This is a genomic window from Microcoleus sp. LAD1_D5 (genome assembly GCF_036702115.1).
Lineage (GTDB): Bacteria > Cyanobacteriota > Cyanobacteriia > Cyanobacteriales > Microcoleaceae > Microcoleus.
In genome coordinates, this window is sequence record NZ_JAUBSA010000067.1 from 1 (window position 1) to 23,475 (window position 23,475).

Below are 23,475 nucleotides of genomic sequence, written 5' to 3' on the forward strand. Positions count from 1 at the left end.
TATCCTCGAATGCAGGAACCTCGCTCTGTCTTGAAAGCTAAACTGCGGGCGTGATTAAGCCTTTTTCAGTGCCATTGGGTCTAGATGTTCAATATGGCTATTGGTTTTATCAACTCTCTGACAACAGTAGCAGCAAATATAGCCTTGTTCACTTAGCAAAGAAATGTGTACCGCTGCTCTCTCAGGGTTGAGAAAATATTCGTAATGATAGTTGGGGGTAGGCTTCTGTATAACCTTCCAGTTGGAAAGAATTTGAGGTTCTTTCCCCTTTTGAATATATTTCATTTATTGATAATTTCCTTGCGTTGAATTAGCCAATCTGCTCTCACAAATTCAGGATCTTCTTCTCCCATTTTGTCTGCTAAATTTTGGCGAAATTCCCGTGCCTTTCCGAGTTCGCCCTTGTCTATCAAGCGAAACAATTCACGTAAATCTTCCTTAATTTGCTGCGGACGTTCTGGAGTTCCCATAAGCGTTTCTAGAATCCGATTGCTATCTTTCCCAAAGGATGGTACTCGATCGATCGCAATTCCTTCAGAGGTTGACCTCAAAAGATGAACCCATTTGAGATCGCTGATTACCTGTGGCGAATGAGTCGTAATTATAAACTGGCAATTTGGGAATGTTTTTTTCAGATTCGGAATAATCGCCCGTTGCCATTTTGGGTGCAAGTGGAGCTCAATCACGTCAATCAAAACAACGCCGGAACCCTCAAGCGGCTTGCACTCTGGATTCGGATTTGCGATCGCCAAACGCCTTGCTAAATCTCCTGCTAGTGCTAACAAGTATTTTTCACCATCGGATAGTTGATTGACGATCAGTTCCTTGCCTTCTTTGTTTTTTACAGTCATTCGCAAAGGCGATCGCCTAACCCGTAAATTTGACCAGCCGTCTAGTAAGTTAGCTATCGCATCTCTGACTGCTTTTAGTTCGCGATCGCGATACTCATTAGTATTATTTAGTCGTTCTTCGTTTTCTAAATCTTCCCGATCTCTAAACCATTCAAAAAAGCGCCTAAAATCGATCTGTCCTCCCGTGAGAACCTCGTCATAAGCAGTTATCGGCTCAGACGAATGTTTCGTCCTAATCTTCAAAGGAATATCAAGTACGGCACGGTTAGTTGGGTAGTAAACAGCCAGAGGCAATGCTGGGGAAGAATTAGCATCTAACTGACTGTGTATGCGATCGACAACTTTTTTTAAGTCCCCAAGGTGGCTGCTAGTATCCTTGCTTGGCTCTTTCCTGACCTTGGTTAAAGACCATACCACTTCCGGCCAGTCATTGATTGAAATTGTAATTTCGTTGTGAGTTTCTTTGCATCCGTTTTTGATATCATCTTCGTTGAAAGAACGTCCAGGACTATGGGGAGTTTGAATTCGCTTTGTCAGCCAGGAGAGAAGAATAGCCAAACACTCAAGTATGCTGGACTTCCCCACACCGTTGATACCGATGAACACAGTCGGCTCATCTGTATCAAACTCCAGGGTCAAATCGCTGATGCCTCGGAATGAGTTCATTTTTAGACGCTTGACTTTCACGATTTGGTTCTCCCTCTGGCTTAGTGGGTTATATTTTTGAGATCATATCAAATCAATGCTTCCAAACAAAGTCAGCAATGGGTCTATCTGCCGACAAAGGAAGATTTTCAGTGGAATTGAATAAAACCGATCGCATTTTTACATTCCCGACTCCCAAACGCCTCTCGACGCGACTGGGAATGCCGTAACCGTAAATAATGTGCCCTTTCCCCGCCAACACCACAACTTGATAGTCGGGGTTTGCTTTGACAAATTCAGCTATTTTTTCCGCCATAGTTTCGTCCCACAAAACTTGGGCTTGCAAGAATCTTTCAAAAGCCGTACTATTTCCCTGTTCTGCCTTTTGGTGTTGCTGGTAAACTTCTAGCAGCAGTTGCCGATATTCGGCGTTGTCGGTGCGAATTTCCGATATTGGGGGAATGTGCTTTTTTTCCTCGGCTGTGAGGCTTTCTAAACCTTGACTGGCAACTTTTCTCGTTACTTCGGATGGTGTATTTAAGGCGAGGACAGGTAGTTGATTTTCTTTGGCAAACCGCAAAATGGGGGCGTAAGATTCCCAGGGAAAGCGCCATCTGCGATCGTACTCTGTTTGCTCGACTAATTGCTCTTCAGTCAGTTTACCTGCTAGGTAGTTGTCGATCGCACTTTGAAAGGGACGCTGAAACATTTCCATCGCGATCGCAATTTTCCGATTTTGCCGCTGCATTTCTCGGATAATTTTTAGTTGAGCTTGGTGGTCTTCCGCGCTATCGTGGGTTTCTCCCAGATACACGACTTTTGCCTTTACCAACTGTTGCAGAATCTCTTGGTTAGTGTAAGTCTGCGGAGGTTGAGGGTTCGCCGTCGTTTGCGCTGTCACTGCACTGCTGCACACTAGAAAGATACTCAGCGATAAGGCGCACAGTTTGATGAGTTTGGTTGTTTTCATACAAATATTATGCCTGTTTCTCGCAACAGCAAGCACAGCCGAACTCTACTATTTTAGCTGAGCAGCTAGAAAGCTTGATGCTTTATTTAACTTCATAATTATCCGCAGCTACTTCTAAAAATGTAAAGTTTAGTTGCAGGTACTTGCGCTTCTAAAAGAAGGTGCTAAATTAATAATATGAAGCGAACAAAAAGCTTCTCTGACAGATACCACATCCAGATACCGCAGCGAAGTTCACAATAGAATCTAAGGAGTAAAACGCTGTCAAATCTCACATCTGTCTCATCAAAAACCAATAGCAGCACCCACCAACAAAGCTGATACTTCCTCAAATAATTAGAGGGGAGCAATGCAACTGAATCCGAGGATTATTGCAACTCCGCATCGAAGTTTAAAAAAGAGGAAATCACTCGGTACATATGGCTGGGTGCTGTTGTTGTTAAAAGAGATTTTCGGTTTGTGATGTTTTTTTCAGTAGAGGCTCTTCCTCTAGATATGCGTTACCGGGCAGAGCCAGGTAACGAGCATAAAAGGAGAAAAACTAGAAAATTACTGAAAAATTGTCTCGTCTTCCTTTCGCCACGCGGGATCGACAATACAAATAAATATTAGGGGTTCTGTCCCACAGTTGTAAATAAACTGTTTGGCGTTTGGGGGAATGTAAACTGCATCTCCGGGTTCCACGAATTGAGTTTCGTCGTCGATGTGCATTTCTCCAACGCCGCTGAGGATGTAGTAAACTTCAGAAGTTGTCAGGGAGTGCAGCGCAGAAGTTTGTCCCGGTGGCAAAGCGGCATGGGCTAAACTGTAACGCAAATCCACAGCTTGTTTGTCTGGATGCAGCAATTCTCGCAGTTGAGTACCGTCGCCAGCAATAAATTCGTCGCAGGCATTTAGCTTTTGAATTAGCATTCTTTCCCATCTCCTGAAAATCTCTTTACCACAACATAAGTTTAATTGAAAGAGCGAGAGATGTTAAGAAATATGTAGTAAAGCAGCGGTCGGATTTTTTAACCGTAAATTCCAGAATGCGATCGATAATCAGGACAGTCGATCGCATCTTCCGATAGAGCTATAGTAGGCTGAACGGGACACTTGAGGTGGTAGTCGCGGGTGAAAAATACGCAGTTAGCACAAGGAATTTGGTGCATCCGCTGAGCTCGGCGCAGGGAGTCGGTGACTGTACGCCCGACACTCAAACACAGCAAAAAAACTAAGCCCCAAGCGGACACAAAACACAGCGGGACTAAAATAGGCTGTATTGCCTTAAGCAAAAAGTAAAGCATAGCAAGAAAATTCAGCGTTAGAAGCCACACATACATTACAGTAGTGGAATTGCCGATCGATCGACCAAAAAGTTTAGAATCCTTTACAGCTCGATCGAGAAACCGGGCAATTATGGCATGATAAGGAACAGTCCTTAAATAAAATTAGAGGAAATCAGTTATGACTCTGCGATTAGGCGATACAGTTCCCAACTTTACCCAAGCTTCGTCTGAAGGGGAAATCAATTTCTACGACTGGGCTGGGGATAGCTGGGTCGTGTTGTTTTCCCACCCGAAAGACTATACTCCAGTGTGCACCACAGAACTCGGTGCAGTGGCCCGTCTAAAGTCTGAATTTGAAAAGCGGGGGGTCAAAACCATTGCCCTCAGCGTCGATGATGTGGATTCTCACATGGGCTGGATTAAAGATATTGAGGAAACTCAAAATGTCACCCTCAATTATCCGATTTTAGCAGATGGCGATCGTAAAGTCTCCGACATTTACGACATGATCCATCCCAACTCGCTAAACAACTTAACAATCCGCACAGTTTTTGTGATTGACCCGGAAAAGAAATTGCGTTTGAGCATTACTTATCCCGCGAGCACTGGTCGGAATTTTAATGAAATTTTGCGAGTAATTGATTCCTTGCAACTTACCGACAAATACAGCGTTGCGACTCCAGTTGATTGGAAAGACGGCGACGATTGCGTCATCGTACCTTCGATTACCGACCCGAAAGAGTTGGAAGAGAAATTTCCTAAAGGTTATACGCCGATTAAGCCTTATTTGCGGATGACTCCTCAGCCGAATAAATAGGTTTAACATTCCTGGGCGCACAACCTAATTATGTAGGGTGTGCCTAGCGCACCTTACCTCTATAATTCGCGCCTAAAACCAGTTTGTAGTCACGACTTTAGTCCTTAATCATGATTTTTGAGGGCTAAAGTCATGACTACCAACAAACAAATTGTGCAATCTTGTGTGAACACTTTAGATTTGAGGAAAGGCAAAATGCTGTCATCAACAATTGTGTTGCGAATACCGCCCAAATTGCAAATGACAGACGACGAGTTTTTCGAGTTCTGTCAAATCAATAGTGAGTTACGCATTGAACGCAACAAATCGGGAGAATTGCTAATTATGCCCCTTACTGGTGGAACAACAGGAAATCGCAGCGGTAGCGTCTTTGGAGAGTTGTATATTTGGACTCGACAAGATGGAACCGGTATGTGTTTTGATTCCAGTACGGGATTTAAGCTTTCAATGGGTGACAAGTCTCCAGATGCCTCGTGGATTAAATTGGAACGGTGGAATGCTTTATCTCAAGAACAGCAAGATAAATTCCCACCTATTTGCCCTGATTTTGTAGTAGAACTCAGGTCGGCTTCTGACAATCTCAAGCCATTGCAAGAAAAAATGCAAGAATATATGAGAGAACCAGGAGTGCAGTTAGGCTGGTTAATTGACCGCAAAAATCGCAGAGTTTATATTTACCGTCCTGGTTTGCCAGAGGAATGTTTGGAGAATCCCGCGACAGTTAGCGGCGACCCCGTTTTGCCGGGATTTGTACTCAATATGAGCAAGATTTGGTAGAACAGGTAGCAATAAATATCAAGTTATTGTAAAAATTAATTATAGGATACACACACGCAAAAAATATGGATATTAAAAACGGCTTTGTAGGCACAATCGGCAATACTCCCCTCATCCGCTTAAACAGCTTCAGCGATGAAACTGGCTGCGACATTCTCGGTAAAGCAGAGTTTCTCAATCCCGGCGGTTCCGTTAAAGATAGGGCTGCTTTATACATCATCAAAGATGCAGAAGAAAAAGGCTTGCTGAAACCGGGCGGCACCGTTGTTGAAGGCACTGCGGGCAATACTGGCATCGGTTTGGCCCACATTTGCAACGCTAAAGGTTACAAATGTTTGATTGTGATTCCAGATAACCAATCTCAAGAAAAAATCGATGCTTTGAAAACCCTGGGCGCTGAAGTTCGGACTGTTCCCGCTGTTCCTTACAAAGACCCGAATAATTATGTCAAATTGTCGGGTAGATTGGCGGAGGAAATGGAGAATGCAGTCTGGGCAAATCAGTTTGACAATTTAGCCAATCGCCGAGCTCATTACGAGACAACTGGCCCGGAAATTTGGGAACAAACAAACGGGAAAATTGATGCTTGGGTAACGGCTACTGGTACCGGCGGCACTTTTGCTGGGGTAGGAATGTTTTTGAAAGAAAAAAATCCTGCTGTTAGAATTGTCTTGGCAGACCCGATGGGCAGCGGGCTTTACAGTTATTTCAAAACTGGGGAAATTAAGACTGAAGGTAGTTCGATTACTGAGGGAATTGGCACCACTCGCGTCACTGCAAATATGGAGAATGCTCCGGTAGACGACGCCATCCAAATTGATGATACTGAAGCTGTCCGGGTGATTTACCAACTGCTGAGAAAAGAAGGGCTGTTTATGGGCGGTTCTGTGGGGATTAATGTGGCGGCGGCAGTGGCTTTAGCGAAGCAAATGGGGCCTGGACATACGATTGTTACGGTACTCTGCGACGGCGGGGCTCGGTATCAGTCGCGTTTGTTCGATCGACAATGGTTGGCTTCCAAAGGCTTGTCACCAGATTAACCGTAGGGTGCGCTGCGGCGCACCTTAAAATCTGGGCATATATAAAATCTGGGCGTATATGCGCGCACCTATTCCCATGATAAAAAAATAGCATATATGTAGCAGAATGTCAAGTAAAAAAACATGAAAATCACAGAATCTTCTAGGCAAGTTCTTGTTTGCCAAAACCGCACTTGTCGCAAGCAAAATTCAGCAAAGGTACTGGTAGCTTTTCAGAAATTGTCGCCATCAGAAGTTGAAGTTGTTGCTAGCAGTTGTTTAGGACAGTGCGGCAACGGGCCGATGGTGTTGGTGCTGCCAGAAGAGGTTTGGTACAATGGCGTTTGCCCTGAAGAAGTTGCGGCCATAACTGAGCAACATTTGCGGGGAGGAAAGCCGGTAGAGAGGATGCTTTATCGCAAGTTTCACCGACTTTCTAATTAGTCGATCGCCCGCCTTTAAAATTCTTCCGCAAACAACCGGCGGAGAATTTCCGTGACTTCGGCGCAAAATCTCGCGTCGAGTTCGATCGCCAAGCGATCGACACTGCTGGAACCGCCTACAGGTTTTTCTGCCCGCAAAGTCATGGCTAAAGTTCTGAGTTTTGCCGGCTTTCCCGCCGCTTTCGGCCGCTCGTCAACAAACCGCACTAAAGCCACATAAACTGTTTCTAGGGTTCCCCTGATCGAGCTCAGTCCGTAACCCAATTTTGAGATAATTACTGGAGAAGTGATGAGGCCATCCATCCCCAAAGTTTTAATTGCTACGTCCACATATCGAGCGCTGTCATGTCCCATTGCTCTGACAATGCTTTCTAAGCTGTTCCACTGAGATGCTTTCATGCGCGATCGCTGTTCTATGTGGAAGTGCCATCCTAACATGGAAATTAGCCTGGTCAAATCATAAGCAGATACGGAATTTTTTTGTTTGGTGCTGTTTAAGGCGGCACTTAAAAGCACTTGTTTTTTGGTGAGATCGAATATTTTTGGGTTGTTGTGATAAGGATTTTCGCCGTAATCGCCGCGAAAAATTAGGTCGTTATTGCCAGTAGCGCTTTTCAGCCATTGCTCTAGTCCTATGCGAGTATCGAAGCGTTTGAACATCGCAGCTAAGGAGTTTGAACTTCCTATATTTGAGGCATAGCTAATCATGTCTTTTGCTACGTCGTAAAAGTAAAAATCGTGTCTCAGCCCGTTGCCATCTCTAACAACGCAGTTGTCAATGTCGCAGTCTGGATATTTGCTATTTATTTGACTGACGATATTAAGGAGGGCGATAATTTTAGTGGCACTCCACTGCTCAGCATTGGTAAGTGCGTTTTTTCCCAGCCACTGCGCCTGAATTTTGCCCTCTACAAAAGTACCAATGCAAACGCAGGCTTCTTTGATGTCTGCGTGGAGGAAACTTAAAGCTTGAGAGTTAATTTGAGGTAGTTCTCCCTGGCTGGGAAATGGGGTAAGTTTGAGGGGATTATTAGGTGCGGGAAGAGAGCTAATTACTTTTAAGCCGTCGGGTTTCTGTTTGAGATAATCGGGATAGTTTTTAATGTGTTGTTGGTAAGGAGATTTTTCAATGCCCCGGTCTAAAAAAGCTAGTTTGTTGATGTTAGCTTTGGCATCTATTTCCATTTGGAGGTAGTTTTTGAAGATGCGCGCTCGGTCTTTTGCGAGTTCGAGGGAGGTGAGGTTCATGATAATAGTTGGCAGCTTGTTACCAATAAGTAAATCACTATACTAGGATTTACGCAAACAAACCGGGTTTCTCTGTAAAATTTTGGGTTGGGAAACGAAAAATTTATGAATAAACCAGGCTTCAGACAGTAACTGCGTCCAGGAGTATATATCTGATTTCTGGCCCTGCACTCAAGCTTTTTTGCCGCGTACTTGAATGCGTTTGTCTGTTTTTTGTTTCTTAATCCAAGAGACAAATTTCTGGAGTTCAGGGTCATTTTTGAGCTTTTCCAGGGTGTTGAGCTCTTGGGCGAGGTGTTTGTTGTCAAATAGAGAGTGAATCTGGCGGTGACAGGCTGAGCAAATGTCGATTGTCGGGCTGGGATCTTCGTTTTTCCGCTTGGTGTTTTGTTTGGGGGTGAGGTGATGGGCGGTTAATGCTTCCATTTGTCGATCGCACAATTCGCACTGCATAATTTTCTCAATGCTGCTGGATAAGAGAATTGCTACTTTTAGTTTAGCGCGATCGGCTTGGAGAGGGTGAATAAAGGTCGATCGCACTCTCCAAACAATAAAAAAACCCCCAATTGGGGGGTGATACAAATCTCTTGTGGCAGAGGTTGAAAAGCCTCTGGGATCACAAAATATACAGTAACAGAAACAAAACAATCCAAATCACATCGACAAAGTGCCAGTAAATCTCAGTCGCTTCGATTCCGAAGTGGTGCTCGCTAGAATAGTGACCTTGCGCGCGCGATCGCCACACCACCGCCACCATCAGCAGCACTCCCAACGTAACGTGCAAGCCGTGAAAAGCAGTCAAAACGTAAAAGCAACTGGCATACAAATTCGTCGTCAAGCCAAATTCTAAATGAGCGTATTCGTAAACCTGACCGAACAAGAAAACTGCGCCCATAGCAATAGTTACGAGCAGCCAATTCCGCATTCCTGCGGCATCATTTTTTTTGATTGCAGTATCCGCATTGTGAATCACAAAACTGCTAGCAATCAGAATTACCGTATTGATTCCCGGCAGCAATAACTCACGCTCGGGCGTACCTTCAGGGGGCCACGCGGGGGCCATCGCCCGATAAATCAAATACGCGGCAAACATACCGAAAAATATCATGCCTTCAGCGCACAGGAACACAATTACCCCTAACATCCGGTGGTCGGGATGCTCCACACCGTGTGCTTCTACCTCAGCCTCGTGGTGGTAATTCAGGGCTGTTTTGGCCGGATCGATCGCTGGAATTTGCATAAGAAATTGGTAATGAAGAAGTCAGTTGTCAGTTGTCAGCGGGCAGTTGGCATTAGTCATCAGTCATTAGTTAACAGTCAACAGTCAACAATGCCCAATGACTAATGCCTGATGACTAATAACTATTCGCCATCTTGACTTTCATCAGCAGGAGAATCAATATTTACCTCTGATTCAGGAGCGACCAAAGTTGCAGTCCTGCCCAAGAAAGTTGAAGCTTGAGCCTCCGCAATAGGAATACCTGTTTTCTGGGCGTTGCGGGTGGCATTTTCCCTCAACTTGAGCCTGAGACGTTCCCCAGTATGCTGAATTTTTTCCATGCCGTAATCGTAAGGCCCCGTTGCCAATACCGGCACTCCTTCAAAATTTTCGATCGGGGGCGGCGAAGTCGTCATCCATTCCAAACTCAAAGCTTGCCAAGGATTGTCACCTGCTTTCGGGCCGTACCTCCAGCTCCAAATCACATTAATGATAAAGGGGATTGTAGACACTGCCAGCATATAAGCACCGACAGTACAAATGACATTAATTGTGGTAAATTTCGGGTCGTACATTGCCACCCGCCTAGGCATTCCTTGCATACCCAAAGCGTGCATCGGCAAGAAAGTTACAGTAAAGCCAACATAAGTTAAAACAAAGTGAACTCTACCCCAAAATTCATTAATCATCCGCCCCGTCATTTTGGGGAACCAGTGGTAAAAAGCAGCGTAAATTCCAAACACTGAGCCGCCAAACAGCACGTAGTGTAGGTGAGCGACGACAAAATAAGTGTCGTGAACGTGAATGTCGAAAGGTACGGAGGCTACCATGATCCCGGTGATGCCGCCGAGGACAAATGTTGAGATAAAACCCATCCCAAATAGCATCGCGCTGACAAGCCGGAGTTTGCCTCCCCAAATAGTTGCCAACCAGCTAAATATTTTAATCCCAGTTGGTACGGCGATGATCATAGTCGTGATCATAAAAAACATCCGCAGCCAGCCGGGAGTGCCGCTGGTAAACATATGGTGCGCCCACACGATCAAGCCCAAAAAGCTGATCGCGAGACTGGAATATGCGATCGCCAAATAACCAAAAATTGGCTTGCGCGAATGCACCGGCAAAACTTCTGAAATCACCCCGAAAAAGGGCATAATCATAATGTAAACTGCCGGGTGCGAATAAAACCAGAATAAATGCTGGTAGACGATCGGATCGCCGTTGCCGGTCGGGTTAAAAAATGCCGTCCCTGCTAACAAGTCAAACGACAGCAAAATCAAAGCTGCGGCTAAGACTGGAGTAGCAATCAAAGTCAGCGCTGAAGTCGCAATCATCGCCCAGCAAAACAAAGGCATTTCATTGAGACTCATGCTCGGAACCCGCATGGTAAAGATGGTAACGGCAAAATTAACCGCCCCCAAAATCGAAGAAGTTCCGAGAATCAAAACGCTGAGAATCCAAATTTCTTCCCCCGCTTGAGCAGTAACTAAGCTCAAAGGTGGATAGGAAGTCCAACCCGCCTGCGGAGCTCCTACCAAAAAACTGCTCAACAGCAACACGCCGCCTACGGGAATCAGCCAAAAGGCGATCGCATTCAGCCTGGGAAATGCCATGTCTTTTGCCCCAATCATTAAGGGGATCAAAAAGTTAGCAAATCCGGCTCCGGCGGGTACGATCCACAGGAAGATCATCACCGTGGCGTGAACAGTAAATAAACTGTTGTAGAGTTCGGGGGTGACAAAATCGGCGTCGGGGGTGGCGAGTTCTGTTCGCACCAAAGTTGCCATCACGCCACCGATTAGATAGAAAATAAATGTTGTGACTAGGTATTGAATACCGATGACTTTGTGGTCGGTATTAAAAGTGAAGTAGTCGCGCCAATGTCTATCGGCGGGCGCTGTTCCGCGAGCCTCAGTGTTGGCACTTTCTTGGAACTGTGCTTGTGTCATAGTTATTAGTCATTAGTTATTAGTCATTAGTTATTAGCTCAGGATCAAAGATTCAGTGCCAGGAACTAATGACTATTTTTAGTGATGAGTTGGGTGAAGTTGTTTTAGGCTTTCGGAATTAATTTTTATTTCCCTGACGTAGGGAGCTAAAAATTCACCGTCTGACAATTCCCCAGGATTGACTGCAACTGCTTGCTCTAAGTTTTGACTGCTAGCAACTTGCTGGCTTTGCAGCCAACCGTCGAATTCTTCTGGTGTGTGAACGACTGCTACAGCTTTCATCGCTCCGTGGTAAGCGCCGCACAATTCAGCACAAACAACCCGGTATTCACCGGTTTTAGTTGGTGTAAATCTCAGTTCGCTCGGCCGTCCGGGAATTGCATCTTGTTTGAGGCGAAATTCCGGCAGCCAAAATGCGTGCAGCACGTCTTGAGCTGAGATATTTAGCTGTACGTCGCGGTTGGCTGGCATATGCAGTTCGCCAGAACTAACGCCACTTTCTGGATAGCTAAAAATCCAGGCGTACTGCAAACCCATGACATTTACAACTAAGTCTGCTGGTTTGTCTTCATTTTCTGGGGAAGCGCCTACGCCTAGAGCAACAAGTTTTTGAGGCGCTATTTGAGGGGCGTTTTGGGGTGTATCTGAGAGTGTGGCTGCGATCGCACTTCCCCGCATTTTAGAGTGCGCTTGCATGGTTCCGTGGTCGTGATTCCCCATCGGATCGAGGCCTCCCATTGAGTTGTAAATCTCAAAACTGTAGACTCCGATTCCTAAAATAATCACCGCCGGCACGGCTGTCCAAAGAATTTCTAAGGGAAAGTTGTCATGCCAAGGCGGCCCATCTGTGTTGTCTCCTTGACGACGGCGATATTTAATTGCAGCAACAATGAGAATTCCTTGGACCATGATAAATAGTCCAGTGGAAATGGTCATCATTGTATTGAAAAGTGCGTCTATGTCGGATGCTTCGTCAGAGGCGGCGATCGGCATCAAACCGTGATTCTGCCCGTACCAGAGACTGATCAGAGTCACTCCGATGCCGGCGAGCATGGTGAGGATGGAACTTGGAATGTTCACGCTGGTACTTCTTAATAGCGACACTTCTTCGCTTGAAAAATGAAGGAAGCGCCTCTGGGTTATCAATTTTTAATTGTAAATGGTATTTTTAGTAAAATGTCTATCTTAAGGGTTACTTAAGGCTTAGTATGTTTGACTGAGCGATCGCCCGTGCACACAAATACGTCTTTTGTACCTTGACAAAAATGATTAAAAATGGTAAGCAATCGCTCTGTTTGGCTGCTAAATTTGAGATTTTTTCTCAAACACCATCAAATGCTGCTGGGGCAACATATCTTTTGTCTCTTTCCATACTAAACCGACGGCGGCCATTTCTTTTTTCACCTGCTTCTGCGTCATTTTGTGCAAACCTTTAATGGGAATCAGCGGGTTTTCGCCCCGATACTCGATCGATACCGTGCGGCCTCCCGGTTTGAGTGCTTTCACAATTCCTTGCATCATTTCTCTGGGATATGCAAATTCGTGATAAGCATCGACCATCACAACTAAATCTAGGCTATTTTCCGGCAAATTCGGATTGTCGATCCTGCCCAAAACTGGCTCAACGTTAGCAATATTTTTTTCTTGTTTATTCAATTTAATAAAATCAATCATTTCCGGCTGCACGTCAACGGCTAAAACCTTTCCTTCTGGAACTAAGGGAGCGATGCGAAAGCTAAAATATCCGGTTCCCGCTCCAATGTCGGCTACAAAATCGCTTGGTTTTAAATCGAGATTGTTGACTAATCGAGCTGATTTTTCTTCCATGCCGCGAGACGGTCTTTCCAGCCAACCAGCGCCTTGATATCCCATGACTTGGGCAATTTCTCGACCCATGTAAAACTTGCCGATGCCGTCGGGATTGTGGACAGTTCGCTGCTGATAAATGGTGTCGCTGTTGGCGGTTTTACTTGCTGCTGCACAGGCATTGAGCGGCAACAGGGAAATAATTGTCAAAATTATTATTGTTAATGATTTAAGGAATTGTGCGGTTTTTTTCACTATATTTGGGTTTTGTGTTTGAATTTATTTCTCGTTCCCTGGCTCTGCCGGGGAACGCAGATCCAGAGGCTCTGCCTCGGTAATATCGAGAATAGTTCAAGATTTAATTGACAGCGGATTCTAACAATCTGATTGTACCAGCATTTGCGTCGATTTCGACTTGTTTGCCGATCGGCAAAGTGAACTGCTCCCGGATGTGTCCCACCATAGAACCATACCACGCAGGAATCTTCAAAGGGCGAATGTGGTCGGACAAGACTTGAGGTAAGGTTAGGGACTCTTGGGGTTTTTCAGCTTCGCACTTGGTGCACTGTCCGAAAATAAAACCTGATATTTTATCAAGAATGCCCGCTAATTTAAGCTGCGTCAACATTCGATCGATCCGATAAACCTCTTCGCCAACTTCCTCAACAAACAAAATACTGTTTTCCCATGTCGGTAAATATGCAGAACCCACCATTGCTGCTATTACTGATAAATTGCCACCGATTAGTTTTCCCCTAGCTGTTCCGCCCCCGATTGTTTGAACTTGCACACTTGGGGAGTTTTGCATGGTTATAGAGCCGCCCTCAAACAAAAGTTTTTTGACGTAATTTACTGTCAATGGGCTCCAAGTTGACACACCTAAAGGGCCGTGAAAAGTAACTATATTAGTTTTAGCATAAATTGCCAATAACAACGCCGTAATATCGCTGAATCCCATAATAATTTTGGGATTATTGCGGATAATATTGTAATCCAGGAGCGGCAATATCCGACCGCAGCCCCAGCCCCCCATCCCGGTAAAAATAGCTCGCACTGAGTCATCGGCAAAGGCTGCATTGACATCGGCGGCGCGATCGGCATCCTTGCCCGCTAAATAGCCGTAGCGATCGTAAAAATGCTCTCCCAATTTAACTTTTAAACCCAGGTTATCCAGAACTTTAAAAAATGGCTGGACTTCTTTTTCGTAGTTGAAAGCGGCAGGATTGATTAAGGCTACAGTATCGCCGACTTGCAGGCGGCGCGGCTCGATCGCACTTTGGGGAGATAGGTTGGTTTGGGCGATCCTCTTCGAGGGATTCGCTAACGGCAAAAGCTGAGTACCAATAGCAGTCAGCCCAAAAGTTCTGATCAGAGCACGGCGGCGGAGAGTCATAGCTGTTAGGTAATTTCTGCTATAATTGTATAGCAAAATTTATGCAAAATTAGTTGAAAATTGCCAGTTTAAAATGAAAACAAGCACTAAAATCTCATCTAAAAAATTTTGGGCAAAAGCTTTAGTTCGTCCGGCTGCAGAGTTTCCGCTGACTCAGCTATTGGTTAAAAGCGGTCAAATTCCCGCAGGATTGCGCGGCACTCTCTATCGCAACGGGCCCGCACGTTTAGAACGTGGCGGCATGAATGCGGGACACTGGTTTGATGGCGATGGTGCAATTTTGGCAGTACATTTTACCGATGTCGGTGCTGCTGCTGTTTATCGCTACGTGCAGACAGCAGGATATCAAGCTGAGGAAAAAGCTGATAAATTTCTCTACAGTAATTATGGCATGACAGCACCCGGCCCGACCTGGTTACGGTGGACTAAATCTGTTAAAAATGCTGCCAATACTTCAGTTTTAGCTTTGCCCGATCGCCTTTTAGCTTTGTGGGAAGGCGGCTTGCCTCACAGCCTCGATTTGCAAACTCTGGAAACTCAGGGAACGGACGATTTAGGAAGTTTAGAGAGTGGATCTTCTTATTCAGCTCACTGCAAGCGCGACCCGATTACTGGGAATATTTTTAACTTTGGAATTACACATGGTGCCAGTACAAAGTTGAATCTGTATAAAAGCGATCCTACAGGCAAAATTGTGCAACAAGGAACTGTTGCTTTAGATGGACCTCCTATGCTTCACGATTTTGTTTTGGCTGGAAAGTATCTAATATTTTTTGTGCCGCCAGTACGAGCAAAATTTTTGCCAGTGTTAGCTGGAATTAGGAGTTACAGCGACTGTTTGGAATGGAAACCGGAGTTAGGAACGCAGATATTAGTTATTGACTCTGAAACTCTCTCTTTAGTTAATCGGGGCGAAACCGATTCTTGGTTTCAGTGGCATTTTGCTAACGGTTTTGTCAAGGAAGATGGTTCGGTGGCTGTAGATTTTGTGCGCTTCCCTGACTTTCAAACTAATCAGCGGCTGAAAGAAGTAGCGGCGGGTGAAACTCGCACTGATGCGGAGGGTTCCCTGTGGCGGGTGCATCTCAATCCTCAAACTGGCAAAGTGACAGCAGCCGAAGAATTGCTGGATCAACCTTGCGAATTTCCGATGGTACCTGCTTCAGAAATAGGGCAAGACTCACGATATATTTATCTGGCAATGTATCGGCCTGACGTTGATATTGTACCGGAACGTTATGGTGCGATCGCCCGTTTGGACACGCAAACCCGCAATCTCACAATTGCCGACTTGGGCGAAAATCGCTATCCCACAGAGCCCATCTACGTTCCAGATATTTCCTCGGAGAAAGGTTGGATAGTAACAGTTATTTATGACAGCAATTCTGATAGCAGCGAAGTCTGGATATTTGACAGCGACGGACTTTCCCGCGAACCTGTTTGCAAGCTAGAATTGCCCGGTGTAATACCTTTGGGCTTTCACGGCACGTGGAAATCGGCAGTCTGAGAAAATTGTAAAGAAGTGTTGCGGAAGATTTATTAAAAATTGTTGCCGCTTCTCTGTCAAGTTGTTAAGGTGTGTGTAGATAGGAAATTCTCATATCTAGGAGGTGTGGAATTGATAATCTGCATTGCTCAATTATCCTGTGCCAATTCGCACGAATTCCCGGCGATTTTAAGTCGCCGCTGCACAGGATATCGTCTGCCTCTGCGGACTAAAAAAAGGGGTCATTAAGCCCCGAACAATGACTAATTCGGGGTCAATATTCCCGGCGAATAAATTCGCGACTACACAGGCAAAGTCCGCCTCTGCGGACTGAAGAAAACAAATCCCCGGCGAATAAATTCGCGGCTACACAGGCAAAGTCCGCCTCCGCGAACTGAAAAAAAAGCGGTAATAAAGCCCGCTTGGTCATGATTTCCGACTAGGTTTGCCCATCTCAGGTTTGTCTGCTTGCATGAGGTTGCATGACCAGATATTTGACTGATTCGTGGCAAACCAAAAGTTTAGTTCAACTCACGCGCACGTTAGCGATTCAACAGTTTTGGGTTTTGAGTTAACCCCACGAATAAATTAGGCTTATCGGAACAAGATAGCCTTTTAAACAATTATGAATTATGAGTTGTTACCGCCAAAACATTCAACTCATAACTAATAATTCACAACTCACAACTCATAACTCCGTGCCGCGGTGAGAATCAACCAAAAGGTTTAATCTATGCAACTTCAAGGAAAAACAGCTCTTGTTACAGGAGCTTCGCGCGGAATTGGGCGATCGATCGCCCTGGAATTAGCGAGACAAGGAGTCAAACGTTTGTTGATTGTGGCGCGCAACCGCAAGCAATTAATTGAACTGGCAGAGGAAATCGATGTTTTGGGAACAGAAGTTGTGCCGTTAGCTTTGGATTTAACTCAGTCAGTTGCGGTGAATATTGCGATCGCCCAAGCTTGGCGAGATTGCGGCCCGATTCACCTGCTAGTCAACTGTGCAGGCGTCGCGCACCAAGCATCTTTCTTGCGTTCCCCGCTGCCGTTAATCGAGGAAGAAATCGCCTTAAATTTGCTCGGAACCTACACAATTACCCGCTTGATAGCTCGGCGAATGGCGACTCAAAAAGAGGGAACAATCGTTAATGTTTCGAGCTTGATGGGCAAAATTGCTGCTCCCACAATGGCTACTTATTCTGCTACCAAATTTGCCATTTTGGGATTCACCCAAGCTTTACGCAGCGAGTTAACTCAGTACAATGTTCGAGTCACAGCTTTGCTGCCATCTCTAACAGATACCGACATGGTGCGAGACTTGGAGCAATTCCGGTGGGTAGTGCCCACAACTCCCGAAAAAGTTGCCCTAGCACTTGTCGCGGGATTGCAGAAAGATGCGCCGGAAATCTTGGTAGGATGGCAAAGTCATCTAGCAGTTTGGTGTCACCGAATTGCGCCTTGGTTGCTGGATTTTGTGTTGCGGATGGCGACTCCAGAACTTCGGGATAAATCGCGGGGCCGCAAATTGCGGGAGGCTTTGGCTAGCGGACGATAAACCCTTTTATGGGCGGGCAAGATGCCCACCCCACGAGAAAACTCTTTCTTTGTGGAACGGGCATCTTGCCCGTTCCGGGCTCTTCGGCCCATTGGTGTCAACTTAAGCTGTCAGCCCGCCCACCCGGTAGTCCGCCAGGGATTGAAATCCCTGTCTCATAGCGAAAGTCCTCTGAAGAGGACTGAGAAGAAGAATTTTTGAGGTTGCTGATTCACGGTAGGAATCAACTTTTCGCTTGATGTTACAAAACTCACCATACTTCTGTTATGGCAATTGGGAAATCAGAATTCCTACCTGTATTCACCAACGCCCAATTTTTAAACTCATTAGTCCTCTTCAGAGGACTTTAGCTATTAGACAGGGATTTCATTCCCTGTCGGACTGTCGGATTGTCGGATTGTCGGACTGTCGGATTGTCGGACTGTCGGATTGTTGGACTGCCGGTTTAATGTTAAGTTGACACGCCTTGGGCATTGCCGTGTCCCTACAAGGGCTATGTACTTACTTACCAGCAAAAGTGCTGTTTATCATTTCCACTCCCCTTGCAACGTAAAAGCAGCCCAATAATAGGGAGACTTCCATTCTGACTGCTGCATCATTTCGATCTGCGCCGCCCTCAAAGCTGCCGCCGGTGCTAACTTTTGTTGCAGCATTTTTTGATAGAACTTTTGCATTAACACAGCAGTTCCTTCATCATCCACACTCCACAAACTCACCGCCACCCGCTGCGCCCCCGCATACATAAAACCCCTTGTTAATCCCACCATTCCTTCGCCTTTAACATTCTGTCCCATGCCCGATTGGCAAGCACTTAAAACCACTAAATTTGCCGCCAGTTTCAAGTTAAAAATATCGGTGAGGCGCAAAAAGCCATTGACAAGATTGCCTTTGTCATCTACCATCGACATCAGAATTCCTGACAGTTCGGGATTTTGGCTGTTAGCAAGGCCGTGGGTGGCGAAGTGAATGATTTGATAATTGGCTAAATTTCCATCGGTAGCAGTAGTGCGACTGGCATCAAAATCAAATATTTGACGGCTAGAAGCTGAGGGGAATAAGCTGGATATTGTTTGGGCTTCTTGGCGGGTAAAGCGTAGGCGTTTGGGTGGCCATCCCAGATTGGAAGCACGGAGCGAGCGATTTAAACCAAGGTTATTTGCTTCTAACTTGTCAGTCGTTTCTTGGGTAATTTTTCCTTTAATTCTTTCATCATCTGGACTGAAAACAGGGTCTGCTAAAATTGCTAAAGTTTGGCTTGGCGGTTTTCTATCTGCATAATTTTGCCTGAGAATAGCAAGACTTGAGGCGGAAGGCAGGGTAATAATTTCATGTTCGGCAATTAAGGGAACATTGACATTTTGTCCCCGGGTTTGGGAAATAGTTAAAGCTGGAAAAGGAGTATAGTGTAGCACGCCGTCGGGAACAATTAATAAGCGTTTATTTCCTAATTGGGCTGCTGCGGGCTGTAAAATTAATTTGCCCAGATTGGCACTCGCTTCGGCAACTTGTTGGGGAATATCTCTCTGAATTGGGCTAGTTACTGCGTCTCGGAAATTGCGGGCTGCTGTTTCAATGTCAACCTGTTTTGGCAATTCATAGCTAGTTAGTCCCGTTGATGTTAGAACCCACAAATAACTGCGGTCTTCGCCGAGGAAATACTGCAATAAAATCGTGTTCTCATCGAGAATCTGTTTCTGAATTTCTGGGAGTGTTAAAGGTTGGGGTTGGGTGAGGGCAGCGTAGCGGGGGTTGGCAGTACGAATCTTTGTTTGGAGTTCCTGATATTGTTGCAAAAATGAGAGGTGCTGTTTGTCGATTTCAGCGATTTTAGCTGCGTTTGGATTGAGGGTGCTAATTGCTTCAATGCGCTGCTTTTCAATGGCATTGAGTTGCTGTTGCACGCTCTTTTCTTGTTGCAGTAAATCGGGGGAAATGCCTTCGCGAATGTTGGTGTTACTTTCTTGGAGAAGTTCAAGGAGGGTGCGGGCTCTCAAACGTTCGCTGGATTCTAAGGCTTTTGTATCGTAACCAAATTTAGGATTAGTTTTATGCAGTTCCATTAACAGGTCGATGTAGAATTCGTAGAAGTATGAGACTACGGCAAAGAATGAGGCGCGGATTTCTGGGCTGGCTATTTCGGTGCGGATATTTTCGATGATTTTGACAGAGGGTTCAATATCGTTGAGGGCTTCGGTAAGATTGCCTTGAGCGCGTTTGGCAAGGGCAATACCATAGAGGGCGTGAGCTTCTGCTGACCGATCGCCGATTGCCCGATACAGTGAAAGCGACTGACTGAAATACTCTAGCGCTTTCTGTGGTTTTCCCAAATCATAGTAGACAAGGCCCATCATGGCCAAGGTGGGAGCTTCCGCTGACCGATCGCCGATTGTCCGATACAGGGGAAGCAACTGACGGAAATACTCTAGCGCTTTCTGTGGTTTTCCCAAATCATAGTAGACAACGCCGATGTGTTTGAGGGTGCTGGCTTCCCGGGTGCGATCGCCTAGTGCCCGGTGCAGGGAAAGCGACTGGCTGTAATACTCTAGCGCCTTCTGTTTTTCTCCCAATGCTGAGTAGAGACTGCCGAGGGTGGTGAGGGTGTAAGCTTCCCCACCGCGATCACCGATTGCCCGATACAGGGAAAGCGACTGGCTGTAATACTCTAGCGCCTTCTGTTTTTCTCCCAATTCTGAGTAGACAGTGCCGAGGTTGTTGAGGCTGCCAACTTCCCCATGGCGATCGCCGATTGCCCGATACAGGGAAAGCGACTGGCTGTAATACTCTAGCGCCTTCTGCTTTTCTCCCAATCTTGAGTGGAAACTGCCGAGGGTGGTGAGAGTGACAGCTTCTTGGGATCTATCGCCCGCTTCTCGATACAGCTTTAAGGCTTCTTCCAACTTGACGATCGCACTTCTTTTTGAGTCCGCCGTTCCTTGATTGTAGAGTTCTAATCCTTCATTTAATGCTTTTGTAGCAGGGTCGCTACTGTTAGTTTGTGCTGTTTGTACGACTTTACCAAGTGGCACGGCTGCTGCCACTGGCTGACTTAACTGAACCGAAAGTGCGATCGACATACCAGCCAAAAACCATTGAGTGCGATCGAGCATAGCCACCCCTTTTGTATTTTTGTCAATCTTAATCACTAGCTCGCTTAGTGTAAAGGCAGGAAGAAGTCAGGGCGATCGGCATTTTTGCTAGAGTGAACGAGTAGTGCGATTCCCTGCGGGATCGCTACGCCGCGCGTACTTTTTCCCAGCATGAACAACATCCTAACTACCCCCGATCCCGTAACAACCCACTGGGATTGCCCCGAATGCGGTGGCACCGGTACCCTCAGCCCCGAAATTTGCCCTGTTTGCCTCGGAGCAAAATACATCGATCTCGCTACCATAACGAACTGGATGCTCGATTTTATGGAATCTCGCGGCTGCGATCGAGCTGAGATCGATCGATTGCGAACCGAAAACCCAGACCCGCTAACATTAACTTTTTGCCTCGAAGTTTGTATCGCCCTTAAATAAACTCTTTACCAATTACCAATTCCCAATTCCCAATATTTAGTGTCCCTTAACCGGATGTTGACCGTAAAAAGGCAAAGCATCCGACCAATCAGGACGACTTCCCCTTTGCCACTCCAAATAAGCCAATTCCCACACACTAGAAACCGACCAACCTAACTCGCTACCAACTTCAATTAACTGATAAGAATTACCCCAATTATCCAACTTTTCTTGCCAAGATTCAGGAGTCATCACCGTCTCAGGAAACAACTCAGTTAAACCAGAATCTTTGTTAACTGAATAAACCGCCCCAAACAATTGTCCCCGCTGTGCAGGCATTTGCAGCGCCATATCATCTCTCAAAAGCCCCCCCTTACCAAGGGGGGGTTGGGGAGGTTCTAATTCCAAAAGCCTCTTAGCAAGGGGGGGTGCCGCCCAAGCCACAGCCGCCAAAGTTGAAATCGCAAAAACCGGAATATCCAACTGTTGAGCCAAAGTCCGCGCCGTCACCATACCCATGCGAGTCCCAGTGAAACCTCCTGGCCCCTTCGCCACCGCAATAAAAGCCAAATCCGCCCAAGTTTGTGGCTGAATAAACTCCACTAAATACTGATGCAAATGAGTTGCTAAATCGCGATCCAAATTCCAAGTTTGGCAGCGAGAATCCCCGGCAAAATTGCTGATGGCTAAACCGAGTTCGCGACTAGCTGTGTGCAGGGCTAAGCCGTATTTTTTAACAGATGTTCCGTCTTGGGGATTGCTATTCACGATTACTGATAATTTTCCTTAACAAAAAACAGCGGCAAAGCCACAACTAAGCAACCCAAAAGAATGCCAAATATTCCCGTATTTAAAATCCTGGAATTACCCAGACCGCCACTCATCAAAAACAGCACTACTAAACTTGCAAATAAATTTTTATTGGCAAATTTTTTGTGTTGGGAAACTTGATGCTTCACCGTCATAAAACCCGACGAAACTATTAGCGCAAACCAAGAATTAAAAATGACTATTTGAGAGCCAAAAATAAACCAAACTAAGGCAAACATTAGCGCATCTATCCAAAAATCCTGAGTTTTCAACTTCGGCAGCCAAAATTCTTGGGTAGCAACAGGGGCGATTTTCTTGAGTAATTGATTGTGTTGCAGCCGCACGAGTTTGTTTCTCAATTGAATCTTGGGATCGATTTGCAATATTTGCTTCCACTCGGGGCGGCGAGAATTGTTGACTCTTCCCAACAGCTTCACGGCTGCAACTTTATTTAACTGCAAATCTGTGAGTCTGGTGGCAATTATTTGAGATAAGTGCGGATAGTAAACGGGGTTGTCTTCGGTTCTGTTGATGACGATATTGAGCTGTTGCTTGGCTTGACTGACTTGGATTGTAACATTGTACGGGGCGATCGCCTCTTGTAAAGCTTGCTGAATTTCGGCTTGCTGTTGGCGAGTGAAAAGCGACACACCGGGCGCAGGTGTAACCACCCGTTCTGCGGGCGTTTCCGGCGCGTCTAGCACCGGCTGTGCGTCTAAATACACCGGTTTGGGGTTCAAGTGCCGGATGACTGCTGAGGCTGAACTGTAGCGCCGATTGGTGGCACTTTGGAGCATGGTGTCGAGGATGCGGCCGAAATCATCGCTAACAGCAGTCTTCAAATAATTTCGCCAAGCCCAAGAATCCTCTGTACTGTCGAACAAATCGAAGGGAGGAATTTCAGTCAGCAAGTGAATGCAAGTAACGCCCAAACTGTAGATATCGCTGGCAAAAACTGCTTTCCCCATCAATTGTTCTGGGGCTGTATAAGCAGCACTGCCGATGATTGTACCAGTTTGCGGCAACCCGGTTGCTGTTACTTTCTTAGCTGCACCAAAGTCTACTAAAACAATATCTTTTTGGAAAGGAGAGGGTTGATAGGAATTTTCTAAGGCGGGTAAAGGGGCTGGAGATAGGCGGCGGCGAATGATATTTTCTGGTTTGATATCGCGGTGAATGACTTTGGATTTGTGGACGAAGTGGAGCACTGGCAATAAATCGTTGAGGATTTGCCGAATTTGAGTTTCGGTGAATGCTCCTTTTTGTTCTAATTCTCTGGCTAGGTTTTTGCCGTCTACAAATTCTTGTACTAAATACTGTCTCCCATCTTGTTCAAAATGCGCGATTAATTCTGGAATCTGGGGATGTTTTCCCAAGGTTTCTAGCTGGGCTGCTTCCTGGTGAAATAGTTGAGCCGCTTTTTCGGCTGCGGTATTTTGCTGCAAAAATTGCTTGATAACGCACTGCGAAAAAATCAGGGGTTTGGTTTCATCAACTGCTAGAAATGTTCGGCCAAAGCCTCCTTGCCCGATCGGCTTTATGGTTCGGTAGCGAGATGCTGATGGTGTTTCTGCGTCAATAGTTAACAACAATTTTGATCCGCAACTTTGGCACAATTCTGCATCACCTGGGTTTTGCGGATTCTGACAAGCTGGGTTTAAGCAATAGCACATTGGATTTTAGATTTTAGATTTTAGATTTTAGATTTTAGATTTGTAA

Annotated in this window: 21 protein-coding genes; 7 read left to right on the forward strand and 14 right to left on the reverse strand. The window is 45.8% G+C overall.

The genetic code is table 11. The features are described 5' to 3' along the window. Nucleotides 1-281: 281 nt before the first annotated feature. The 4 genes from QUA70_RS22495 to QUA70_RS22510 all read right to left on the reverse strand — a co-directional run bounded on the left by QUA70_RS22495 (nucleotide 282) and on the right by QUA70_RS22510 (nucleotide 3,752). The gene (locus QUA70_RS22495) at nucleotides 282-1,538 is read right to left on the reverse strand and encodes an AAA family ATPase (RefSeq protein WP_333350078.1); all 1,257 of its coding nucleotides are present in this window, start codon (nucleotides 1,536-1,538) and stop codon (nucleotides 282-284) included. 52 nt (nucleotides 1,539-1,590) lie between these two features. Beyond that, the gene (locus QUA70_RS22500; RefSeq protein ID WP_333350076.1) at nucleotides 1,591-2,466 is read right to left on the reverse strand and encodes a ChaN family lipoprotein; all 876 of its coding nucleotides are present in this window, start codon (nucleotides 2,464-2,466) and stop codon (nucleotides 1,591-1,593) included. Between the two features lie 549 nt (nucleotides 2,467-3,015). Further along, nucleotides 3,016-3,378 carry a cupin domain-containing protein gene (locus tag QUA70_RS22505; protein ID WP_333334512.1) on the reverse strand — a complete coding sequence of 121 codons (363 nt, stop codon included), beginning with the start codon at nucleotides 3,376-3,378 and terminating at the stop codon, nucleotides 3,016-3,018. A 98-nt stretch (nucleotides 3,379-3,476) separates the two neighbouring features. Further along, the gene (locus QUA70_RS22510) at nucleotides 3,477-3,752 is read right to left on the reverse strand and encodes a hypothetical protein (protein ID WP_333350075.1); all 276 of its coding nucleotides are present in this window, start codon (nucleotides 3,750-3,752) and stop codon (nucleotides 3,477-3,479) included. Nucleotides 3,753-3,912: 160 nt separating this feature from the next. Here QUA70_RS22510 and QUA70_RS22515 point away from each other — a divergent pair, with 160 nt between their 5' ends. The 4 genes from QUA70_RS22515 (at nucleotide 3,913) to QUA70_RS22530 (ending at nucleotide 6,791) form a co-directional block, all read left to right on the forward strand. After that, nucleotides 3,913-4,551 carry a peroxiredoxin gene (locus tag QUA70_RS22515; RefSeq protein WP_006632618.1) on the forward strand — a complete coding sequence of 213 codons (639 nt, stop codon included), beginning with the start codon at nucleotides 3,913-3,915 and terminating at the stop codon, nucleotides 4,549-4,551. A gap of 195 nt (nucleotides 4,552-4,746) precedes the next feature. Further along, on the forward strand, nucleotides 4,747-5,328 hold the full coding sequence (locus QUA70_RS22520) for a Uma2 family endonuclease (protein ID WP_333350080.1): 582 nt from the start codon (nucleotides 4,747-4,749) through the stop codon (nucleotides 5,326-5,328). A 65-nt stretch (nucleotides 5,329-5,393) separates the two neighbouring features. Next, nucleotides 5,394-6,368 carry a cysteine synthase A gene (locus QUA70_RS22525; protein WP_333350073.1) on the forward strand — a complete coding sequence of 325 codons (975 nt, stop codon included), beginning with the start codon at nucleotides 5,394-5,396 and terminating at the stop codon, nucleotides 6,366-6,368. A gap of 123 nt (nucleotides 6,369-6,491) precedes the next feature. Then, on the forward strand, nucleotides 6,492-6,791 hold the full coding sequence (locus tag QUA70_RS22530; protein ID WP_333350072.1) for a (2Fe-2S) ferredoxin domain-containing protein: 300 nt from the start codon (nucleotides 6,492-6,494) through the stop codon (nucleotides 6,789-6,791). A 14-nt stretch (nucleotides 6,792-6,805) separates the two neighbouring features. On the opposite strand, the gene QUA70_RS22535 is transcribed toward QUA70_RS22530, so the two are convergent. The 7 genes from QUA70_RS22535 to QUA70_RS22565 all read right to left on the reverse strand — a co-directional run bounded on the left by QUA70_RS22535 (nucleotide 6,806) and on the right by QUA70_RS22565 (nucleotide 14,405). Beyond that, the gene (locus QUA70_RS22535; protein WP_333350070.1) at nucleotides 6,806-8,038 is read right to left on the reverse strand and encodes a hypothetical protein; all 1,233 of its coding nucleotides are present in this window, start codon (nucleotides 8,036-8,038) and stop codon (nucleotides 6,806-6,808) included. Between the two features lie 171 nt (nucleotides 8,039-8,209). Continuing rightward, on the reverse strand, nucleotides 8,210-8,620 hold the full coding sequence (locus QUA70_RS22540) for a hypothetical protein (RefSeq protein ID WP_333350068.1): 411 nt from the start codon (nucleotides 8,618-8,620) through the stop codon (nucleotides 8,210-8,212). A gap of 34 nt (nucleotides 8,621-8,654) precedes the next feature. Beyond that, the gene (locus QUA70_RS22545) at nucleotides 8,655-9,278 is read right to left on the reverse strand and encodes a heme-copper oxidase subunit III (protein ID WP_333175567.1); all 624 of its coding nucleotides are present in this window, start codon (nucleotides 9,276-9,278) and stop codon (nucleotides 8,655-8,657) included. Between the two features lie 122 nt (nucleotides 9,279-9,400). Further along, nucleotides 9,401-11,206, reverse strand: a complete 1,806-nt coding sequence (gene ctaD / locus QUA70_RS22550) for a cytochrome c oxidase subunit I (RefSeq protein WP_333350066.1) — start codon at nucleotides 11,204-11,206, stop codon at nucleotides 9,401-9,403. A 78-nt stretch (nucleotides 11,207-11,284) separates the two neighbouring features. Continuing rightward, nucleotides 11,285-12,286, reverse strand: a complete 1,002-nt coding sequence (locus QUA70_RS22555; protein WP_333334522.1) for a cytochrome c oxidase subunit II — start codon at nucleotides 12,284-12,286, stop codon at nucleotides 11,285-11,287. A gap of 222 nt (nucleotides 12,287-12,508) precedes the next feature. Continuing rightward, nucleotides 12,509-13,222 carry a class I SAM-dependent methyltransferase gene (locus tag QUA70_RS22560; RefSeq protein ID WP_445251669.1) on the reverse strand — a complete coding sequence of 238 codons (714 nt, stop codon included), beginning with the start codon at nucleotides 13,220-13,222 and terminating at the stop codon, nucleotides 12,509-12,511. A gap of 148 nt (nucleotides 13,223-13,370) precedes the next feature. After that, nucleotides 13,371-14,405, reverse strand: a complete 1,035-nt coding sequence (locus QUA70_RS22565) for an LD-carboxypeptidase (protein ID WP_333334523.1) — start codon at nucleotides 14,403-14,405, stop codon at nucleotides 13,371-13,373. A 73-nt stretch (nucleotides 14,406-14,478) separates the two neighbouring features. On the opposite strand from QUA70_RS22565, the gene QUA70_RS22570 reads away from it, so the two are divergent. Further along, on the forward strand, nucleotides 14,479-15,912 hold the full coding sequence (locus QUA70_RS22570; RefSeq protein ID WP_333350064.1) for a carotenoid oxygenase family protein: 1,434 nt from the start codon (nucleotides 14,479-14,481) through the stop codon (nucleotides 15,910-15,912). Nucleotides 15,913-16,624: 712 nt separating this feature from the next. Next, nucleotides 16,625-17,446 (forward strand): SDR family NAD(P)-dependent oxidoreductase, encoded by an 822-nt coding sequence (locus QUA70_RS22575; RefSeq protein WP_333237762.1) that lies wholly within the window; start codon nucleotides 16,625-16,627, stop codon nucleotides 17,444-17,446. Between the two features lie 527 nt (nucleotides 17,447-17,973). Here the strand turns inward: QUA70_RS22575 and QUA70_RS22580 are convergent. After that, nucleotides 17,974-20,589: a CHAT domain-containing protein gene (locus tag QUA70_RS22580; protein ID WP_333350062.1), complete on the reverse strand. Its 2,616-nt coding sequence runs from the start codon at nucleotides 20,587-20,589 to the stop codon at nucleotides 17,974-17,976. Nucleotides 20,590-20,703: 114 nt separating this feature from the next. Here QUA70_RS22580 and QUA70_RS22585 point away from each other — a divergent pair, with 114 nt between their 5' ends. Continuing rightward, nucleotides 20,704-20,967 carry a hypothetical protein gene (locus QUA70_RS22585; protein ID WP_172185550.1) on the forward strand — a complete coding sequence of 88 codons (264 nt, stop codon included), beginning with the start codon at nucleotides 20,704-20,706 and terminating at the stop codon, nucleotides 20,965-20,967. Nucleotides 20,968-21,003: 36 nt separating this feature from the next. On the opposite strand, the gene tsaB is transcribed toward QUA70_RS22585, so the two are convergent. Beyond that, nucleotides 21,004-21,714: a tRNA (adenosine(37)-N6)-threonylcarbamoyltransferase complex dimerization subunit type 1 TsaB gene (gene tsaB / locus QUA70_RS22590; RefSeq protein WP_333334529.1), complete on the reverse strand. Its 711-nt coding sequence runs from the start codon at nucleotides 21,712-21,714 to the stop codon at nucleotides 21,004-21,006. 2 nt (nucleotides 21,715-21,716) lie between these two features. Then, nucleotides 21,717-23,429, reverse strand: a complete 1,713-nt coding sequence (locus QUA70_RS22595; RefSeq protein WP_333350060.1) for a serine/threonine-protein kinase — start codon at nucleotides 23,427-23,429, stop codon at nucleotides 21,717-21,719. Nucleotides 23,430-23,475: the final 46 nt, after the last annotated feature.

Bases quoted from the DNA above. Each gene is read 5' to 3' on its own strand.
- QUA70_RS22500 (WP_333350076.1), bottom strand. From the start codon at position 2,466: ATGAAAACAACCAAACTCATCAAACTGTGCGCCTTATCGCTGAGTATC.
- QUA70_RS22505 (WP_333334512.1), bottom strand. From the start codon at position 3,378: ATGCTAATTCAAAAGCTAAATGCCTGCGACGAATTTATTGCTGGCGAC.
- QUA70_RS22510 (WP_333350075.1), bottom strand. From the start codon at position 3,752: ATGCTTTACTTTTTGCTTAAGGCAATACAGCCTATTTTAGTCCCGCTG.
- QUA70_RS22515 (WP_006632618.1), top strand. From the start codon at position 3,913: ATGACTCTGCGATTAGGCGATACAGTTCCCAACTTTACCCAAGCTTCG.
- QUA70_RS22520 (WP_333350080.1), top strand. From the start codon at position 4,747: ATGCTGTCATCAACAATTGTGTTGCGAATACCGCCCAAATTGCAAATG.
- QUA70_RS22525 (WP_333350073.1), top strand. From the start codon at position 5,394: ATGGATATTAAAAACGGCTTTGTAGGCACAATCGGCAATACTCCCCTC.
- QUA70_RS22530 (WP_333350072.1), top strand. From the start codon at position 6,492: ATGAAAATCACAGAATCTTCTAGGCAAGTTCTTGTTTGCCAAAACCGC.
- QUA70_RS22535 (WP_333350070.1), bottom strand. From the start codon at position 8,038: ATGAACCTCACCTCCCTCGAACTCGCAAAAGACCGAGCGCGCATCTTC.
- QUA70_RS22545 (WP_333175567.1), bottom strand. From the start codon at position 9,278: ATGCAAATTCCAGCGATCGATCCGGCCAAAACAGCCCTGAATTACCAC.
- ctaD (WP_333350066.1), bottom strand. From the start codon at position 11,206: ATGACACAAGCACAGTTCCAAGAAAGTGCCAACACTGAGGCTCGCGGA.
- QUA70_RS22565 (WP_333334523.1), bottom strand. From the start codon at position 14,405: ATGACTCTCCGCCGCCGTGCTCTGATCAGAACTTTTGGGCTGACTGCT.
- QUA70_RS22570 (WP_333350064.1), top strand. From the start codon at position 14,479: ATGAAAACAAGCACTAAAATCTCATCTAAAAAATTTTGGGCAAAAGCT.
- QUA70_RS22575 (WP_333237762.1), top strand. From the start codon at position 16,625: ATGCAACTTCAAGGAAAAACAGCTCTTGTTACAGGAGCTTCGCGCGGA.
- QUA70_RS22585 (WP_172185550.1), top strand. From the start codon at position 20,704: ATGAACAACATCCTAACTACCCCCGATCCCGTAACAACCCACTGGGAT.
- QUA70_RS22595 (WP_333350060.1), bottom strand. From the start codon at position 23,429: ATGTGCTATTGCTTAAACCCAGCTTGTCAGAATCCGCAAAACCCAGGT.